Below are 17,626 nucleotides of genomic sequence, written 5' to 3'. Positions count from 1 at the left end.
CTGGAGTATCGAAACCCCATGAACAAAAAAAGTGCCAACTCAATTGAACTGTCCGACCTGATTCCACTGTGTGAAGCCAGCACATTACAAAAGGGCATAGCGTTGTCGAAAAAAGGAGCAGTACGCAAGATCAAGGTGACAGGCGATAAGGCAAGTGCGATGGTGAAAGGCACGTACGATTATCACGTAAGCCTCGATGTGAGTGATTCGATTTGGGCAGAATGCGATTGCCCAGCGGCGCAATATCAAAGGTTATGCAAACACGCGGTTGCTCTCGCCATTAGCCTGCAAGCTTATGAAGATGTACAGAGTGCCGAGAATGAACGCACCATAATAAAAGCGTATCTCAAGAGCTTGGGAGAAGATGCGGTATTAGAACAATTGCTCGATTACCTTGAAGAAGACGAAGGGAAGTGGCAAACATTGCTAACGACAATCACCCTCCGCCAGAACCCAGCCAGTTATAGCGAATTGAAAAAACGGATCACTCAAGCCTTGCCACGCGAGCAAATATGGGATTGGCGGGCGAGCAGTGACTATTTCATGGCAGCTGAAGATCAACTGGCCATTATTGTTGAATCTATGCAAGCCTTAACGGCAGAGCAACAATGGAAGTTGATTTCTTACCTCGTGGAACGGCTAAATAGCGTGCTCGGACACATCGACGATTCGAATGGCGACCGCTTTGGAATCGAAGCGCTCATCAATTCACACATGCCCCGTATATTCTCGGAACTGAATTGGAGCGAACAAGTCAAAGCGCAATGGATGTTTGAACGCCTTACGAGTTACGAATTTGATGTGTTCCCTAGTATAGAAGAGCATTTCAAAGAAGTTTGGCAGCACAATACTCACTTTTTGGCGTTATGCCGCGAAGCCATAGAGAAAGCATCAAAGACAGATGACGAGGCATGGAATCTTAGGCGTTATGCCAAACCCTTAATCGAACAATCGTCAGACTGGCGAGAAGTAGTAGAAATAAAACAAAAAATAGCACGAACATGCCGCGATTACCTCGAAATAGTGGATATCTTTATTGACCATAAAGAACCCTTAGAAGGGGAGTTTTGGTTAGCCAAAGCAAAGAAAATAGCCACGAATTATGAGCAAGAAGCGTGTCATCAAATGCAATTCAAGCTCTATATCGAACAAGGGGAAATCGCCTCCGCGTGGGCGTTAGGGAACCGCCTGTTCGAGCAAAGTGCAGCGTTCTCACGTTACCAACAACTGGCTCTGTTCAAAAAAAATTACGCCATAGAAGATTCCGGCTTTCTCGCCCGTGCAGAGCAAACCTTAAAAGCCGCTTACCCAGCCTCTCAAGGAGGAAGAGTGGTGTTTAAAGGGCTCGACGATTTATTAGAATTTTATATGGAGCAAGAGGAATGGCACAAAGCGTGCGATTGGGTGGCAACGCGCCGAGTTTCATCGGACGTGTTATTAAAATTGGCCGACAGCATAGTCGAAGACATGCCAACCCAAACATTGAGTTACTACTTGCGTGCTGTGGTAGTTCAGATTGAACAGACCAATAACGACGGGTACGCCGCCGCCATTCGGTTACTCAATCACGTTGAATCCTTGCTTAAACCGCACCCAGAAACATTGTCGTCTTTTTATGCTGAGGTATCGTCGTTAGCCAATACCTATAAACGCAAGCGCAATATGCTCAAGCTATTCCAGCAACATTATGGTGCGTATTTGTAGCCTGCTGACCTTTCAAATGGAATTTAACTGCGAAAGGTCACAGCCCCTAGACAACGGGTATTTTTCGTTAGTGTGAAAAAGCACAGAAATGGCGTGACAGATACCAGACAGCCACAACTGTCTTAGATATAATGCCCTCAATTTAATATGTATTTTATTTAGGGCATTTTTTAATGACCAACAACAACTTCTCCCAAACCGCTGCCTTTATCTGGTCGGTGGCTGACTTGCTTCGCGGTGACTTCAAACAATCTCAATACGGTCGTGTGATCCTACCGTTTACCCTGCTTCGTCGTCTTGAGTGTGTGCTTGAACCAAGTAAAGAATCGGTAATTACGGAAATACCAAAGGTTGATGCGTTGAGTAAAACAATGGTTTCCGCTGGCAAAGATCCTATTGACGAAAACCAACGTGAAAAGATGTTGTTACGCGCAACGTATGATGAAAAAGATCGCTCCAAAAACCTTTCTTTCTTCAATACTTCGCCAATGAACCTTGGCAAAATGGGGCAGAGCGATATAAAAGCCAATCTTCGCCATTATGTACAGTCATTTTCCAAAGATGCGCGTGAAATCTTCGAGCATTTCAAGTTCGATGAGTTTGTTGGTCTGCTGGAAGATGCCAACCTGCTTTACAAAGTGGTGAAGAAGTTTGCCACCACCGACCTTAGCCCCAAAAGCATTTCTAACCACGATATGGGCTTGGTGTTTGAAGAGTTGATCCGCCGCTTTGCGGAAAGTTCGAATGAAACCGCAGGTGAACACTTTACCCCGCGTGACATCGTGCGCCTGACCACCTCATTGGTGTTTATGGAAGACGATGAAGCCCTCACCAAAGAGGGCATAATTCGCACCATCTACGACCCAACCGCGGGTACTGGCGGTTTCCTCTCTTCAGGCATGGAATACGTGCACGAACTCAACCCTAAAGCGGTGATGCGTGCGTTTGGTCAGGAGCTAAACCCAGAGTCTTACGCTATCTGTAAGGCCGATATGCTGATCAAAGGGCAAGATGTTAGCCGAATCAAACTGGGTAACACCTTATCTAACGATCAACTGCCAGCCGACAAGTTTGACTACATGCTGTCTAACCCGCCGTTTGGCGTCGACTGGAAAAAGATCGAAAAAGAGATAAAGGAAGAGTTTGAAGACGGTTTTGATGGACGTTTTGGTGCGGGCTTACCGCGAGTTTCTGACGGCTCGCTACTGTTCTTGATGCACCTTATCAACAAAATGCGCCCCATCTCTCCGCTAAAAGAGAAGAGCGTTGATAACCCAGTCACCGATGGTGGGCGTATTGGCATCATCTTGAACGGCTCGCCGCTGTTCACAGGTGGCGCAGGTAGCGGTGAAAGCGAAATCCGTCGCTACATTTTAGAAGCTGACCTGCTTGAAGCCATTGTCGCGCTGCCAACCGACATGTTCTACAACACAGGCATTGCGACCTATGTTTGGGTTCTGACCAACAAGAAAGACCCAGAACGCAAAGGCAAAGTGCAGCTTATCGATGGTTCCAACCTATGCGGGAAAATGCGTAAATCTCTCGGTTCAAAGCGCAACGTGATGAGTGATGACGATATCAAAACCATCACTCGCACCTTTGGTGACTTTGAAGTGGTTGACGCTCGTGCCCTAGACAAACCTACCGAGCAAAAGTCGAGCCGTGGTCGTCAAGCCGTGAACCCGAAAGCGGAAACACCAAAAACCTTCGCTAGTAAAATTTTCGACACCCACGAGTTTGGCTACCGTCGCTTAACCATCGAGCGCCCGCTGCGTCTGTCTGCGCAAATCACAGATGTTGCTGTGGAATCACTGCGCTTTGCACCTAAACCATTTAACGCAGTGATGCAGGCTGTCTTTGAGCAGTTTGGCACTGAATGGGATGACAACAGTTATGGCACACTGATTGAAGTAGAAGCCGAAGTGCGTGCGCTGATTAAAGCGGATTTCCCAGAGCTGAAAGAAAAGCAAATCAAAGACGTGCTGAACAGCAAACTGTGGCTAAGCCAAAAAGCCTTGATGGATGCAGCGAAAGCCCTGCAAGTTGCGGTTGGCGTTAACCTTGGCGGAAAGCACCAGCAATCCGACGATTTCAATCAGTTTGAACTGACACTGAAAGGTGCGCTCAAGAGCACCAGCATCAAGTTCGATGCCAAGCAGAAGAAACAGTTTATAGATGCGGTAACGTGGAAGAACCAAGACGCCGAGCCTGTGATCAAAAAAGTGCTAAAAGAAGACGCACAACCGCTTTACGGTGCTTTTGGCTACAAAGGTAAGGTTGTTGAGTTCCAACAAGATGGCGACCTGCGTGATAACGAGAACGTGCCACTTGACCCGTCAGTGACAACATCAAACCTAATTGAAAGCTACTTCAAGCGTGAAGTGCAGCCACACGTTGCTGATGCGTGGATCAACGCGGATAAGCGTGATGACAAAGACAATGAGATTGGCGTGGTGGGGTATGAAATTCCATTCAACCGCCATTTCTATGTTTACCAACCACCGCGTGCGCTGGAAGCAATTGATGCCGATTTGGATGCGGTAAGTGGCGACATTATGAAGCTACTGCAAGAGGTGCACTCCTGATGGTCTTTTTCACCAATAACTGCGTTGTGGCTGTGCTCGCTCAGTCACATAGGCAAGCTATGCTCCTTTGCTATGCGCAGGCACGCCTTGCAAGTTAGCATTTGATAAGTACGTTTCTGCTTCTTCTAAAAATAACAGCGGCTATGCTGGTATTCGAGCGATGGTCGCGTTCTCTGGCGAAGTGGAGTTTAACGATGCCGACCCTGACAGCGCCGCGTTTATGGATCAAAAGTTCACCGAGCACAACATGAACCCAGATCTTAAAGGTCGAGAGATGCGCAAAGCATTTGATAGCGATGACTATCAGGTGATGCTGGTGGCCAACAAGTTCCAAACGGGCTTTGATCAACCAAAACTCTGCGCCATGTATGTGGATAAGAAGCTCGCGGGCGTTGAGTGCGTACAGACGCTTTCACGCCTCAATCGTACTTATTTGGGCAAAGCGGAATGTGGCACTTTTGTGCTCGACTTCTACAACGACCCGCAGGACATTCTTGATGCTTTCCAGCCTTATTACCAAGTGGCAGAGCTGGAGGACGTGTCTGACCCTGATAAGGTTTTTGATCTCTCAGAGAAGTTACGTTCCAGCGGTATTTTCCTTTGGTCGGAGGTAGAACAGTTTGTTGATGCCTTCTTCACCAAGAACAAATCAAACGCAGCCATCAGCAATATCTGCAAACCAGCCATTGATCGTTGGCGTAAGCGTTATACCTCTGCGGTAGAAGAGTACCTTCACGCCAAGAACGTGTTTGAACGCACCAAGAAAACAGGCGATGCAGTATTAATCGCCAACGCGGAAAACGCTTTTAAAGAGTGTAAGCAAGAGAAAGACCGTCTTGAGATCTTCAAGAAGGACTTAGGCAGCTTTGTACGCTTCTATGAGTTTATGTCGCAGATTATTGATTACGACGATATAGAGCTGGAGAAACTGAGCCTGTTTGCGCGTCACTTACGCCCAATGCTGCGCGAGAAGGTTATTGAAGAGGATGAGCTTGATCTGGGCAACGTGGTCATGAGCCACTATCGCTTATCAAAAATCCGCCAGCAGGACATTCAGCTTAAGGAAAACACACCTGAATACAAACTCCAGCCAAGTAACGATGTTGGCACCGCCAAGCCAAAGGATAAGAAAGAAGAATTCCTGTCTCACATCATCGAGCGACTGAACGAAGTGTTCGTCACCGATAATCTCACCGACAAAGACATGATCAACTATGCCTTCACCGTGCGTGACAAGCTGACCGAGAACGAAACGGTGATGAACCAAATTGCTAACAATACCCGTGAACAAGCCATGTCGGGCGACTTCCCACGTGCGATTGATGATGCAATTATGAACAGCAACGAGGCGCATCAGGAACAAATGATGCAACTGCTGTCTGACCCAGACAAAACCAAGCAATTTGCGAGGGTGATTTTTGATATGTTGAGCGGGGTGAAGTAATGGCGATTTATGAACTATTGGAAGATAGATTGACGCGAGTAGAGTCGACCTCTTTCGAAGCCGAGAAACTTAAAGAAAGATAAGATATTCAGCGTCGAATATTGCCGCAATCAGCGAAGGTTTTAGCACCAACAGCACGATACCGAAGCCATAAAACCAAAAGGGTCAACTCTTGCGAGGCGACCCTTTCCAAACGTTTGGTGGAGCTGGTGGGATCCTTATTGATGCATCACTAAATCCTTGCGGCTATCTTCATCGCATTGTCGAAAATTGCGCTTGAAACATGCATTGGAAAATCTTCTGGTAGCTCTTTTTTTACTTGAACAATCGCGTTAGGCAGTTTGTCTTTCAATTCACTCATTATTTTTTGCATATCTTCCTGACTAAAGTTTACAGCTTTAGCCGTATCCAAAAAATGACGAGGCAGGATTTTATTGATTTCATACTTCTTACCCTGCGTTGCTTTCAACCCCATCGCCAGCTTTAACTTTCTGATATTGAGTCCTTTTCCTCCCAGTAATGGGTAGGCGGACAAAATATCGTAGAATGGCGTGAGTCGGTAGCTTCCTCCTTTATCAATATAGATAGAGAAGTTCTTTGCGTGTCCGTCTGTCGCACCAATGAGCCATTGAAACACTTGGAACCTCATGAAGTTATAGCGATCTTCTAGAGCGTTACTTGAACCCATTAATAACTCCATGATCTGCACGATTCCTGGACCACCTTGAGATTCGTATTTAATGGATGATGGCATACCAAATACTTGGCAAATATCTTCCTGAGGCAAGCGTAGCAAGCCTGCTCCGTCTTTTGTCCAGCGTCTATCAAAGCGTTCTACCGCTAAAGCTTTAAGGTTGTTTGTTTTGATTATATTGATGTTGGGAACGGCGAATTCCATCGCTCTCGCTAGCTCAATGCAAAGATACTCGTTTTCTACACTGTCTTTGAGATCCAATGTCGCGTTAGCTTGTTGTATTTCGCCTATTGGCAGTTTGATAATGTGAGTGGTGGGCGTGTTTCCTTTGGGGATGCACCATTGTTCATCAACGAATAAGAGCGCCGTTTTCTCTTGAGCACCTGCCACTGAGATTCTAAAGTCTTCCTCCTCTTCGAGCATCCCTAGTGGGATATCAGACTGGTATGCAGAAAGAACCGCCTCTAATTTCTTATCATCTAATATGTCGTATCTGGGAGGGGCTTTTTTATAAGGGCGTTCGGGAGGAAGTAAAGCAATCGTACCAACACTGTCTTTACCCACTTCTTTAAGGAGATCGAAAGGTTGTTTGGATGGAGTTTTATACCTTGCAACGATCCTATCTCTGATTTGGGGGCTGTCTGGTAAGAGGTTGTCAAAATAATTTATAACGGCATCGGAAGTGATAGGGGTAATTGAAGCTTTAAAGACAACGACAACGGACGAGTATTTACATTGGTAACCCAGCTCTTGTCATATTGAAAAGTGTGAGCGCCATTCTTATGCTTCTTTAAAGTGCCTACAAGCTCACCATTCATGTATGTGATTAGTTCTTGCATTACCAACTCTCATCATCATTTTCATCTAACGAAGTGACCTGGGTTTTTTCTTGGATACTGAATGTTAGATCCATTGCTTGAGCAAGTTTAAAGAAAGTTGAAAGTGTTGTTTTGTTTGGGTTGTTCTCGAAGTTCGAGATCGTCGCTTGTTTTATACCTACTCTTTTTGCTAACTCTGATTGAGTCCATCCGTTCTTTTGACGTATTAAGAGCATCAAGTCTGCCAATTGCTTTGGGCTATATATCATTCGTTCCAGCCCTCATAAGTGAGCGATGAATTTTGAGGGAGTCTAGGGTCTGTTGACCTTTCGAGCTGATTTTTGCAGCAATTTGTGGGTTCTTTATACAAGGCAGCGCTTATTCGGTGTAGTCGCTCTACATCAATAGGCGGTAACGCAGTAGAAAGGAGCCACAAATGCTGCCCGAAGGGTTCGTTTCTATGTGCTTTACTCTTTGTTGCAAGGTATTTGCTTAGAATAACTAAGCTAAAGACCTTGCGCCGCGATTAAAATACATAGAACTCGAACAAAATTTAACCGCGAAAGGTCAACAGACCCTAAATATCCTTTAGTAAGGATAGAAGAAAGTGTATCCCTATAAGAGGATAAAGCCTATTTTATCCCCATTAGAGGATACGCATGACAATATCCTTTAGTAGGGATATCTTATTGATACCAATATTCAAATACTTGAGAGACCAAATACAAAAAGCCCACTAACTCTATGAGCTAGTGGGCTTTCCAAACGTTTGGTGGAGCTGGCGGGAGTTGAACCCGCGTCCGAAAATCATTCATCATTGGTACTACATGCTTAGTCGATCTTTAAATTCACCATCCACCTGCGAACCGACACGCTAGTAAATGACTATCCTGAATTAGAATTCGCGCTTTTCCTCTCAGGCGGGAGAAGCCACGCTAGCTAGTTTGGGTTTGACTCTTTGTAATTCCCCGTCTTACAAGCGGAAGCTAGGGCAAAGAGGCTCTGAGCAGGTTATTAAGCTGCTAGTGCGTAGTTTTCGTCGTTTGCGACTATTTTTTTGCGGCTTTTTACGTGGCCAACCGCCCCACGGCATGCACCTCAGACTGCAGTATTCCCGTCGAATCCTGAATCAGCCCCAAAGTGTAGGTTGCATAGTACCAGAAAACCTTAGGCTGTCTAGCACTGCGCAACTCAAGTGGTCAAGATTAGCGCAAATTGCTCTTCATAACGCGAGCTTTATCGCGAGCCCAATCTTTTTCTTTCATATCAGTACGTTTATCGTGCAGTTTTTTACCCTTCGCGACACCCACTTTCATTTTGACCCAAGAGCGGGACCAATACATAGCGGTGGCAACCAAGGTCATACCTTCGCGGTTTACTCTGCCAAATAGGTTGTCGATTTCACGACGTGACATCAGCAGTTTACGCACGCGGGTAGGGTTTGCAACGGTATGAGTACATGCTTGTTGTAGCGGGGTGATTGTCACTCCACTAATAAATGCCTCACCATCGCGGATATATACATAGCTTTCGGCGATATTGGCTTTGCCTTGACGCAGAGATTTGACTTCCCATCCCTGAAGTTCTAGGCCAGCTTCGATTTCGTCGTCGATGAAATATTCGTGGCGAGCTCGTTTGTTTTGAGCAATGGTATTGCTACCTGCTTTTGGTTTTGAATTTTTCTTTGCCATAAGAACGGCATTATATACCCAAGTTCCCTAAAGATGCTAGGTGCATACGTCATTGTGTGTTTCTTTTTAAACGAATACTTCGTGAAGAAAATGAAACGGATAAGGCATTCAAACGCGTTTGTTTTTGTCTTTTATTCGCCGAGAAGCCAGCGAGTTTTTTAGGGCTAGATCTAGAAAACTTTCATAGGAGGATTACGTGAAGTAACATAAGAGAACGTTTTCCCCGTTTCAATGTTTGTTTAAGTGAATCCGATATGCCGCAAGTAACCCGCAGCGCCCTAGTGCCATTTAGCGCTGAGCAGATGTATAGCCTTGTAAATGATGTAGCCAGTTACCCAAGCTTTTTGCCAGGTTGCTCTGGTTCTCGAATTATTGAAAACTCTGAATCGAGCATGGTGGCATCCGTGGATGTGTCAAAAGCAGGCATCAGTAAAACGTTTACAACATCGAATCAGTTAGAAGCTGGACGAAAAATTTTGATGCAGCTGGTGGATGGTCCATTTAAGCAGCTTCATGGTGGTTGGGAATTTACTCCGCTGGATGAAACAGCATGCAAGGTTGAGTTGAAACTAGAATTTGAATTCACTAGCAAACTGGTTGAAATGGCATTTGGTAAAATTTTCAATGAGCTGACTAGTAATATGGTGAACGCGTTTACACAGCGTGCAAAGCAGGTATATGTGTAATGAGCAGAGTACCAAACATGATTCACGTCGAAGTGGTTTATGCGTTGCCGCAAGAGCAGCGAGTGATAACCTTAGCCGTAGAGGCGGAAATGACGGTTCAAGAAATCATTGAGCAATCTGGCGTGTTGGATATTTACCCCGAAATCGATCTCGCAAAAAACAAAGTAGGCATTTTTAGTCGCAACATAAAGCTAAATTCTACGGTGTTAGACAGAGATCGCATCGAAATATACCGACCGCTTTTAGCCGATCCCAAAGAGATACGTCGGAAAAGGGCAGAGCAAGCGAAGAAACAAGCAGAAGCTGAAAAGTCCAAATAAGCCATAAGCTGAAAAGTGTATGGTTGGCTTGTTAACGAAAATAGATATAACGCAAAAATAGAAAAGGCTCGCAATTGGCGAGCCTTTTCAGTATCTGGTGAACTTAAATGGGGTTAGTAAACACCTTCGAAAAAGTTTTCACTGGCTGGGAAATCACCTTCCACTTTGACCAATCTTTCGTTGTCATCGAAACGAACAAAGAGATTTTTCTGTATGGAGTCGCTATGCCCTTTTGTGTGGTGATAAATGTAATACCACGTATTTGGGTAGCCGTTTTCGACAAGCATCGGCGAACCTAAAACAAAGCGAACCTGTTCTTTAGACATACCAAATTTTAATCGGTCTACCGAGTTCTGCTCAATGTAATTTCCCTGATTGATGTCGATACGATAAACCAGTTTTTCTGCAACCGAGCAACCCGTTAACATGACGAGCGCTAATGGTACTGCAACAATCCACTTCTTAAATTGCATATGCTTTCTGTTCTTTATTACTAAGTTCAAGTTCTCGGGCGAGATGATAATCACTCTGGGCCGAGAAGTAAAAAGTTTCTCATGCCATCCATTGGCATTCTCGAGTTTCTAACACCATTAAATAGCGATGGTGAAATCATATGACCATAGTTATAGCGATAAGTTGCATTGTTACAAAGACAAACAGCGCAGGGCTGAGCTGCGCTGTGAGGTGAATAACATTTTGTGACTGGATCTTCGTTGTGGAATTGAGGGTTCTATTAGGCCGCAAATAAAAGCTCTTTCGCATTTGCCAGCGTACTATCGGTTATCTGGCTACCACCTAATAAACGCGCTAATTCAGCAATTCGCTGGTTTTGATCTAAGCAGTTCATTTGTGTTTCTGTTTTGCCGCCTTTGGTGTTTTTGGCGACAAATAACTGTTGGTGCCCACATCCGGCGACTTGTGGAAGGTGAGTCACACAAAGAACTTGCGTGGATTCACCAAGTTTACGAAGCATTTTGCCGACTACTGCTGCAGTAGGACCGCTGATGCCCACATCGACTTCATCGAAAATCAGGCTAGGAGTATCCACTTTTTGAGCGGTGATGACTTGAATAGCCAAGGAAATACGTGAAAGTTCACCACCAGAGGCAACTTTTGCTATTGGCTGCATCGGTTGACCTGGGTTGGTTGACACTAAGAACGTTGCTTGGTCGATACCAAGTGGCGACGCATTATTTTCATCACGTACGACATCAATACAGAACTTGGCTTTTTCCATACTGAGTTCGTGCATACTTTGGGAAATAAGTTTATTGAGTTCTTTTGCATAGCGCTGTCGAGATTTGTTCAGCTTTTCAGCGGTGGCTAAGAACTTCAGACGTTTCTCTTCAACTTCCGCTGCTAACGCGTCCATTTTTTCGTCTGAACAATCTAAGGCTTCAACTTGTTTGAGCAATTCTTGGTGGTGTTGATACAGCTCATTTGGCATTACATGATGCTTACGTGCGGTAGACATCATTTTAGAGAAACGTTCTTCAACATAAACCATGCGAGCAGGATCGACATCGATACCATCTAGGTAATGACGTAACTCACTGTTTGCCTCTTCCAATTGAATAATGGCTTCAGAAATCATATCGGGTAAGCCTGAAAGCTTTGAGTCTAACTCAGCAAGCTGAATCAACGAGTGATTGGCTGTTTGAAGAATACCTAGAGCATTAACGTCCTCACCTTCATAAATCAACTCTATTGCTTGTTGGCAAGTGGATGCTAATTCACCGCTGTTAGCCAAGCGTTTATGTTCTTGTTCTAGCTCCGAAAATTCTTCCTCGCCAATGGCGAGATCGTTGAGTTCTTTGATTTGGTATTCAAGAAGCTGCTTTTGAGCGAGGTTTTCTTGGCTGTTTTGCGTAAGTTGCTTTAGGTGGTTATCTGACTGACGCCAAGTTTGGTAGTAGTTTTTGGTCTTGTTAAGTAAGTTCACGTGACCAGCGTACTGATCCAGCATAGAAAGTTGGTAGTCACTCTTCATCAGTTGATGGTGGGCGTGCTGTCCGTGAATATTAATGAGGAGCTGCCCGAGAACCTTAAGCTGTGAAGCAGGTACTGGGCTGCCGTTAATAAAGGCTCTTGAACGACCTTCTTTAGTGATAACTCGTCTTAGGATGCATTCACAGCCATCCATCAGATCGTTATCTTCTAGCCAACGCGTTGCATTGATATTGTTGTCCAGTAAGAACGAGGCTGAGATGTCGGTTTTTTCTTCACCTTGACGAACAGAGCTTGCTTCGGCGCGATCGCCTAAACATAAGCCTAGAGCATCAATAGCGATGGATTTACCTGCGCCTGTCTCGCCGGTAATGGTTGTCATGCCTTTGGCAAGTTCTAGCTGTAAAGACTTCACAATTGCAAAATTATTAACACTTAGATGAGCCAGCATTTTATTTACCTGTATAACTGAATAATACTGTATATAAATGCAGTATATACTGTTTCTTTATACAGTAAAGTTGTACAGGTGATTTTTTTCGTTTTGTCGATTTTTTGTGAGCGAAATCTTGGTCAGAAAAGCTTGCTAGACCAACCCAATTTATTCCTTAGCACGTGATAGTAACTGTAGTCTTCAGGGTGAATGAGTTTGAGTACATTTGGGCTTTGATAAATGTGGATCTCATCCCCTGGGGAGACGGGTAATGAAATTTGCCCATCACAGCTTATCTCCTGCGTGCCACGATTATCTGGGGAAACAAGCAACTTAATACGTCGGTTGCCATCCACAACTAACGGGCGGCTAGAGAGTGTGTGAGGGAACATTGGCACAAGGGAAATAGCGTTCAGGCTTGGCGATAAAATAGGGCCGCCGCCAGAAAGTGAATACGCAGTAGAGCCAGTCGGAGTGGAAATTATCAATCCGTCGGAGCGTTGCGAGAAAGCAAATCGATCATCGATGTACACTTCAAACTCGATCATGTGAGCGATTTGCCCAGGGTGCAGTACCGCTTCATTAAGCGCCGCATTGTGACTTTTTACTTGCCCGTGCCTATGCACTTCAGCTTCCAGTAGAAAGCGGTCTTCCTCTAAGTATTCACCAATCAGGACTTTGGATAGCGCTTTTTCAAAGTCTTCAGGGTCGAGATCGGTTAGAAAACCAAGGTTTCCGCGGTTGACACCAATCACCGAAATATCAAATCGAGACAGCACTCTGGCCGCACCAAGCATATTGCCATCGCCACCCACAACAATGGCAAGATCCGCTTGTTTTCCAATGTTCACTAGACTGGTGAAACAAGAGCGGTCTATGTCTGTTAGGATTTCTTGTAATCGATCGTCAATGACGACGGAGTAGCCTTCTTTAATGAGCCAGTGGTACAACTCTTTATGAGTTTGAATGGCTTTACTGTCACGGGGTTTGCCTATAATTGCGATCACTTCAAAAGGCTTTGGCATAGAGAAAATCCGTTGTCTGAGGTTATTGTGCTTGAAACGCAAATCTTCATCCCCATAATAAAGGCAAGTTGAAGAACTATGCGAGGTTTTTTATCTCAATTTTTTGAGCATATTATCGCATAAGTAGTTGAATTCTGAATTCTGGAGATATCATGAGCAACGAAGAAAACAAGATTAATGAAGAAGAGCTAAAGCAACAGGAAACTGCAGAAGAAGTAGATGCAGTAGGCTCTGATGCCGATATCGATTGGAACGAAGAATCGGTTCAAGATGAAACTGATGCAAAAATCGCTCAACTTGAAGCAGCATTGCTTTCAAGTGAAGCTAAAGTGAAAGAGCAGCAAGAATCGGTACTTCGTGCAAAGGCAGACGTTGAAAACATGCGTCGTCGCAGTGAACAGGAAATCGATAAAGCCCGTAAGTATGCGCTGAATAAATTTTCTGAAGAACTGCTTCCAGTTATCGATAACTTGGAGCGCGCTATCCAAGCGGCAGATGCAGAAAACGAAGTGATTAAGCCATTCCTTGAAGGTGTAGAGCTAACACATAAAACGTTTGTTGATGTTGTGTCTAAGTTTGGTCTTAAAGAGATCAACCCTGAAGGTGAGGCGTTCAACCCTGAATTCCATCAAGCTATGTCGATTCAGGAAAGCCCAGATCACGAATCTAACATGGTGATGTTAGTGATGCAGAAAGGTTACGAATTGAATGGTCGAGTTATTCGCCCTGCAATGGTGATGGTTGCGAAGTAATTCGCTGCTGCTAAAGCGTGAAGCCTTATACAAGAAGCCCGCCTATTTTAGGCGGGCTTCTTATTTCTTAAAAAATGCTCATTGCCGTCAGAATTTATTGTCAGCAAACTTGAGCTTCCAGCGAATTTAACTGTCAGCGAGTTTTAATTATCAGCGAGTTTTAACTACCAACAAATTTTAGGCGTATTGGTACCATCGGCTTTGACCGTGAGTGTGCCGCAAGAATCACTGTTTTGACCTTTATCTGATTTTGGGGTGGCGGTGATTGTGTAACCACCCGCGGATGTTACCGCAAAGGCGTACCTGTCGTCTGAGGTATCACATATGATGCAAGTGGAGCCAGATAAGATGTTGCTCCATGAGTAGCCATTGTTATATGCCTGCTCCATTGTTAGTTGAATACGGATCATATCCGCCATGGCTTGCTTACGGTGCCCTTTGTATACGTAGTCGTTCAAGGAGGGGTAAACAACCGCCGCGAAAATGGCAATGATAGAAACCGCAACCAGAACTTCGAGCAAGGTCATTCCTTTGGGAGAGCTGTTGCGCTTCTTGCATCTATTTTTTCGAATCATTTCCATATCTTCCTTCATTTTCGCAGCGCTATTCTTCGTTGGTGCTAGCATCTCCGCAAGCGAAATTAGGTGCATAAATGAAGTTTCAGAGGAATTTGGAATATGGCTCGCGGCTTTACACTCATTGAGCTTTTGATCACTCTGGCTTTGCTGTCCATTCTGCTTGGTGCGTTTGCTCCAAGCTATAAATCAGTGACCGATGACAACCGAATAACTCGTTTATCCAATGAGCTTCGGGCGTTTTTGGTTGAAGCGCGATCGGAAGCGGTGATGAAAAACAAAGACCTTTGGGTTCATGTCACTATTTCAGGTGCTTCCAAAAATGGAGACTGGTCCGTTGAGCTACGTGAATCGAATACGGCTTCAGGCGCTTTAGTTCAAACTGTATCTGGCTCACCTTTCAAAAGTATCCACTTCAACAGTAACCATGGCTCTCCGTTTAAAGTGGAAGGCGTGAACGGTCGAATTCAAGGTGGCACTTTTCAATTCAGTTACAAAGAAAATATGTCCGATAGTGGTTCGGTGATTACTCACTTTACCAATGGTCGAGTCAAAGTGTGTGGCAGTAGAGGGAATACTCATGGCTTCAAAGAGTGTTAGCTCATCGCGTCAGTTAGGTGCGTCATTGGTTGAGTTAATGATTGCTTCAGGGCTAAGTATGCTCGCGATCATTTCAATTGGGTCTGTATATCTGACGGCACAAAAGTCGGCAACTCAACGCTCTCTTGACCTTCTGGTTCTGCAAAGCATGTCGGATACCCTTAAGTACATAAAAGAAGACGCTCTCAGGGCTGGATACAATGGCAGTGAAAATGCCGCGGCTATCGTGTCTGGGGCGGGGGATGTATATGTAACCACACCCACTTCCTTGGGATATGTGTATTTGAACAAAAACGATAAGTACGAGCATATATTCTTCAAGCATGAAGATAACAACATTAAAATATGCACAAAGCAATCTGCTGCGATTAGCACTCAAGCATCTTGTAATCGGTATTTCAAAATGCTGGATGAAAACCAAGTAAAAATTACCGATTTTACGGTGACATCGACACCACTCGGTTCAGCGGTAAGTTCAGCATTTATAACACTCTCAATGACTGGATCCCTTAAGAGCTCGACGGACTCAGTCACGCTTAATACATCGTTTAAACAAAGGAACTGGAAATGATCCGACGTTCTGAAGGCTATATTACGCTGACGATAACAAGCTTCATCTTGTTGGCTGCGCTGATTTTAGTTATGGGGTCATATAAACAGGTTTTCTTCCAAATTAAACGTGCGCAGAACGAAGTGAAAAGTCGCCAAGACCATTGGACCGCAGAGGGGGGGCTAGAGTGTATTTATGCTCGAGCCCACGTAGACAAAGTGTCTTCTGGTAACGTGAATGCATGCTCGAATCAACCAGAATTGACGATGTCTTTGGTGACATCATCCAATGGAAAAATGGCTACCGCACAGGTTGGTAGCACCATCCTTGAAAAAGAGATCCAATATGGTGGTTCGCTGGGCTCAGGTGCTTTGCAGTCGAGTGCAGACTTGTTTCTTCGCGGTGCCAATGCTTTTGATACCCCCGACCCAGGTACTTTAACGAGTGATGGCTGGAAATGTGTAGCAGCTCGATACAAAAGTACTTTCAAAGTACTTGGGACAATACAGAATAAAGGCGTCGTTCACGGTGATCCTCCTTGGGCTGGGTTTGACGGGCAAGGTAAAGACTGCAAAGTGGCGAATAAGACGACGACTAATGGTGATGGAACGACGAGTTTATCAACAGGTGATTTTGTCAAAGACTCGTCAGTCGCACCTTTTGAGAATTTTTACGGTACTCCTGTAAACGAAGCGGAAAAAGTAAGAGATAACGGAAACTTCCATATTTTAACGGGCTCAACAATCACTTCAGGAACTAAGATTCTTAGCAATTGTGGCACCAAAATAAAAAATGCTATCCATGCAGGGAATGAATTTATATGGATTGAAGGAGGGTGTGAAATATCAAAAGATGAATACCCCAGTTTGGTAGCCAAGTCAGCAGCGACACCTAATGGGGTAACGTTAGTGGTCAATAATGGACCTATTTCTTTGATATCGGATACTACTTCTGGAGAATTTAAAGGGGTACTTTTCCATATAAACTCAAGTTATTCCCCTGATTTAAGCGATTGGAGCTCTCTACCTGGCGCCAATCCATTTCTCAACCCAGTTGGCGCTTCAGATATACCTTCGGCAGTTCGAGCAAATGCATCCTATTACCAAAGTGGCTCGTTTACTTTTTCGGGGGGGCAGTATTTAGATTCTAGTGGTCACTCAGCAATTTTTAACAATGCCGTCAGCCTAAGCTTTAATAAAGACGTTATTGATTATTCTCGAAGCAAAAACTCTCCACCAAAATGGGCAAAAGGATCTTGGAATGATTTCTAAAAAACACCAGGGTTTTAGCTTGATTGAAGTGATGATCGCTTTTCTAATATTTGGTGTTGGTGTACTTGGGCTTGTGAAGTTACAAACTTTTATGGAGCACAAATCTGAACATGCGATACGCAGCTTAGAAGCGTTGTATTTAGCTGAGTCAAAGTTGGAGTATTTTCGCCAGCGATCGGTGAGCGGCGCTAATGGCACCATAACTTTTGATAGTATCCAGTCGGGTACGGAAGTAAAAAGCGGTGGCTACACACTGACATGGGCGGTATCACAGCCTACTGGTTCCATTTCGTCTGCGGTGAAAATTATCACAGTAGAAGGTGAGTGGAAAAATCGGCTCAATGCGAATCAAAAAGTGTCGATCAAAACGATGGTGTCCAGCTACAACGAGTTTGATTAGAGCGTATAGAACACAGTACAAAAATTCATCATATAAATAATCCACTCTTAAATATAACGGCGCTACAGGAGAGTTAACTTTCCTGTAGCGCTTTTATTTTGTGCTAGTTGCAAGATTGATTATGGTTTGTT

General features: G+C 44.5%; 16 protein-coding genes, 1 other RNA gene and 1 pseudogene. 10 read left to right on the top strand and 8 right to left on the bottom strand.

Going from position 1 to position 17,626, the window contains the following annotated elements; genetic code table 11:
- Positions 1 to 18: 18 nt before the first annotated feature.
- The 3 genes from LDO37_RS14025 (at position 19) to LDO37_RS14015 (ending at position 5,733) form a co-directional block, all read left to right on the top strand.
- Complete coding sequence (locus LDO37_RS14025; protein WP_126608830.1) at positions 19 to 1,704, top strand: SWIM zinc finger family protein; 1,686 nt, start codon at positions 19 to 21, stop codon at positions 1,702 to 1,704.
- Between the two features lie 173 nt (positions 1,705 to 1,877).
- Complete coding sequence (locus LDO37_RS14020; RefSeq protein ID WP_126608829.1) at positions 1,878 to 4,289, top strand: type I restriction-modification system subunit M; 2,412 nt, start codon at positions 1,878 to 1,880, stop codon at positions 4,287 to 4,289.
- Between the two features lie 67 nt (positions 4,290 to 4,356).
- Positions 4,357 to 5,733, top strand: a complete 1,377-nt coding sequence (locus LDO37_RS14015) for a type I restriction enzyme subunit R domain-containing protein (RefSeq protein ID WP_224055243.1) — start codon at positions 4,357 to 4,359, stop codon at positions 5,731 to 5,733.
- Between the two features lie 232 nt (positions 5,734 to 5,965).
- On the opposite strand, the pseudogene LDO37_RS14010 reads toward LDO37_RS14015, so the two are convergent.
- The 4 genes and pseudogenes from LDO37_RS14010 to smpB all read right to left on the bottom strand — a co-directional run bounded on the left by LDO37_RS14010 (position 5,966) and on the right by smpB (position 8,936).
- Positions 5,966 to 7,266 (bottom strand): annotated as a pseudogene (locus LDO37_RS14010) (type II toxin-antitoxin system HipA family toxin).
- A complete protein-coding gene (gene hipB, locus LDO37_RS14005; RefSeq protein WP_126608828.1) occupies positions 7,266 to 7,514 on the bottom strand; it encodes a type II toxin-antitoxin system antitoxin HipB in 249 nt (82 codons plus the stop codon). The pseudogene LDO37_RS14010 and the gene hipB overlap by 1 nt, the downstream one beginning before the upstream one ends.
- A 501-nt stretch (positions 7,515 to 8,015) precedes the next feature.
- Positions 8,016 to 8,382, bottom strand: a transfer-messenger RNA (tmRNA) gene (ssrA, locus tag LDO37_RS14000).
- 68 nt (positions 8,383 to 8,450) lie between these two features.
- Complete coding sequence (gene smpB / locus LDO37_RS13995; protein WP_101110701.1) at positions 8,451 to 8,936, bottom strand: SsrA-binding protein SmpB; 486 nt, start codon at positions 8,934 to 8,936, stop codon at positions 8,451 to 8,453.
- A gap of 254 nt (positions 8,937 to 9,190) precedes the next feature.
- Here smpB and LDO37_RS13990 point away from each other — a divergent pair, with 254 nt between their 5' ends.
- Together LDO37_RS13990 and LDO37_RS13985 are read left to right on the top strand one after the other, a co-directional pair.
- The gene (locus LDO37_RS13990; RefSeq protein WP_101110700.1) at positions 9,191 to 9,622 is read left to right on the top strand and encodes an SRPBCC family protein; all 432 of its coding nucleotides are present in this window, start codon (positions 9,191 to 9,193) and stop codon (positions 9,620 to 9,622) included.
- Positions 9,622 to 9,942: an RnfH family protein gene (locus tag LDO37_RS13985; RefSeq protein WP_126608827.1), complete on the top strand. Its 321-nt coding sequence runs from the start codon at positions 9,622 to 9,624 to the stop codon at positions 9,940 to 9,942. Before LDO37_RS13990 ends, LDO37_RS13985 begins: the two co-directional genes overlap by 1 nt.
- A 113-nt stretch (positions 9,943 to 10,055) precedes the next feature.
- On the opposite strand, the gene bamE is transcribed toward LDO37_RS13985, so the two are convergent.
- The 3 genes from bamE to nadK all read right to left on the bottom strand — a co-directional run bounded on the left by bamE (position 10,056) and on the right by nadK (position 13,347).
- Complete coding sequence (gene bamE / locus LDO37_RS13980) at positions 10,056 to 10,415, bottom strand: outer membrane protein assembly factor BamE (RefSeq protein ID WP_101110698.1); 360 nt, start codon at positions 10,413 to 10,415, stop codon at positions 10,056 to 10,058.
- 260 nt (positions 10,416 to 10,675) lie between these two features.
- On the bottom strand, positions 10,676 to 12,340 hold the full coding sequence (recN, locus tag LDO37_RS13975; RefSeq protein WP_126608826.1) for a DNA repair protein RecN: 1,665 nt from the start codon (positions 12,338 to 12,340) through the stop codon (positions 10,676 to 10,678).
- Between the two features lie 122 nt (positions 12,341 to 12,462).
- A complete protein-coding gene (nadK, locus tag LDO37_RS13970) occupies positions 12,463 to 13,347 on the bottom strand; it encodes an NAD(+) kinase (protein WP_126608825.1) in 885 nt (294 codons plus the stop codon).
- Positions 13,348 to 13,499: 152 nt separating this feature from the next.
- Between nadK and grpE the strand changes: the two genes are divergently transcribed.
- On the top strand, positions 13,500 to 14,099 hold the full coding sequence (grpE, locus tag LDO37_RS13965; RefSeq protein WP_101110695.1) for a nucleotide exchange factor GrpE: 600 nt from the start codon (positions 13,500 to 13,502) through the stop codon (positions 14,097 to 14,099).
- Between the two features lie 164 nt (positions 14,100 to 14,263).
- Here the strand turns inward: grpE and LDO37_RS13960 are convergent, their stop codons facing one another.
- On the bottom strand, positions 14,264 to 14,674 hold the full coding sequence (locus LDO37_RS13960) for a type IV pilin protein (RefSeq protein WP_126608824.1): 411 nt from the start codon (positions 14,672 to 14,674) through the stop codon (positions 14,264 to 14,266).
- Between the two features lie 102 nt (positions 14,675 to 14,776).
- Here LDO37_RS13960 and LDO37_RS13955 point away from each other — a divergent pair, with 102 nt between their 5' ends.
- From LDO37_RS13955 to LDO37_RS13940, 4 genes are read left to right on the top strand one after another with little or no spacing between them, the layout of a single operon-like run.
- Positions 14,777 to 15,274, top strand: coding sequence for a GspH/FimT family pseudopilin (locus LDO37_RS13955; protein WP_126608823.1), 498 nt, complete (start codon positions 14,777 to 14,779; stop codon positions 15,272 to 15,274).
- Entirely contained in the window at positions 15,255 to 15,845 is a 591-nt protein-coding gene (locus tag LDO37_RS13950) for a hypothetical protein (RefSeq protein ID WP_126608822.1), read from the top strand. The genes LDO37_RS13955 and LDO37_RS13950 overlap by 20 nt, the downstream gene beginning before the upstream one ends.
- Positions 15,842 to 17,095 (top strand): hypothetical protein, encoded by a 1,254-nt coding sequence (locus LDO37_RS13945; RefSeq protein WP_126608821.1) that lies wholly within the window; start codon positions 15,842 to 15,844, stop codon positions 17,093 to 17,095. The genes LDO37_RS13950 and LDO37_RS13945 overlap by 4 nt, the downstream gene beginning before the upstream one ends.
- Positions 17,085 to 17,495 carry a type IV pilus modification PilV family protein gene (locus LDO37_RS13940; protein ID WP_126608820.1) on the top strand — a complete coding sequence of 137 codons (411 nt, stop codon included), beginning with the start codon at positions 17,085 to 17,087 and terminating at the stop codon, positions 17,493 to 17,495. The genes LDO37_RS13945 and LDO37_RS13940 overlap by 11 nt, the downstream gene beginning before the upstream one ends.
- Positions 17,496 to 17,626 lie beyond the last annotated feature (131 nt).

The sequence above is a fragment of the Vibrio penaeicida genome, assembly GCF_019977755.1.
Lineage (GTDB): Bacteria > Pseudomonadota > Gammaproteobacteria > Enterobacterales > Vibrionaceae > Vibrio > Vibrio penaeicida.
The sequence above is the reverse complement of the archived record's forward strand: the minus strand, read 5'-3'. Positions and strand labels throughout refer to the sequence as shown.

Excerpts from the sequence above, each read along its gene's own strand:
- LDO37_RS14025 (WP_126608830.1), top strand. The coding sequence starts at position 19 with ATGAACAAAAAAAGTGCCAACTCAATTGAACTGTCCGACCTGATTCCA.
- LDO37_RS14020 (WP_126608829.1), top strand. The coding sequence starts at position 1,878 with ATGACCAACAACAACTTCTCCCAAACCGCTGCCTTTATCTGGTCGGTG.
- hipB (WP_126608828.1), bottom strand. The coding sequence starts at position 7,514 with ATGATATATAGCCCAAAGCAATTGGCAGACTTGATGCTCTTAATACGT.
- smpB (WP_101110701.1), bottom strand. The coding sequence starts at position 8,936 with ATGGCAAAGAAAAATTCAAAACCAAAAGCAGGTAGCAATACCATTGCT.
- LDO37_RS13990 (WP_101110700.1), top strand. The coding sequence starts at position 9,191 with ATGCCGCAAGTAACCCGCAGCGCCCTAGTGCCATTTAGCGCTGAGCAG.
- LDO37_RS13985 (WP_126608827.1), top strand. The coding sequence starts at position 9,622 with ATGAGCAGAGTACCAAACATGATTCACGTCGAAGTGGTTTATGCGTTG.
- bamE (WP_101110698.1), bottom strand. The coding sequence starts at position 10,415 with ATGCAATTTAAGAAGTGGATTGTTGCAGTACCATTAGCGCTCGTCATG.
- recN (WP_126608826.1), bottom strand. The coding sequence starts at position 12,340 with ATGCTGGCTCATCTAAGTGTTAATAATTTTGCAATTGTGAAGTCTTTA.
- nadK (WP_126608825.1), bottom strand. The coding sequence starts at position 13,347 with ATGCCAAAGCCTTTTGAAGTGATCGCAATTATAGGCAAACCCCGTGAC.
- grpE (WP_101110695.1), top strand. The coding sequence starts at position 13,500 with ATGAGCAACGAAGAAAACAAGATTAATGAAGAAGAGCTAAAGCAACAG.
- LDO37_RS13960 (WP_126608824.1), bottom strand. The coding sequence starts at position 14,674 with ATGATTCGAAAAAATAGATGCAAGAAGCGCAACAGCTCTCCCAAAGGA.
- LDO37_RS13955 (WP_126608823.1), top strand. The coding sequence starts at position 14,777 with ATGGCTCGCGGCTTTACACTCATTGAGCTTTTGATCACTCTGGCTTTG.
- LDO37_RS13950 (WP_126608822.1), top strand. The coding sequence starts at position 15,255 with ATGGCTTCAAAGAGTGTTAGCTCATCGCGTCAGTTAGGTGCGTCATTG.
- LDO37_RS13945 (WP_126608821.1), top strand. The coding sequence starts at position 15,842 with ATGATCCGACGTTCTGAAGGCTATATTACGCTGACGATAACAAGCTTC.
- LDO37_RS13940 (WP_126608820.1), top strand. The coding sequence starts at position 17,085 with ATGATTTCTAAAAAACACCAGGGTTTTAGCTTGATTGAAGTGATGATC.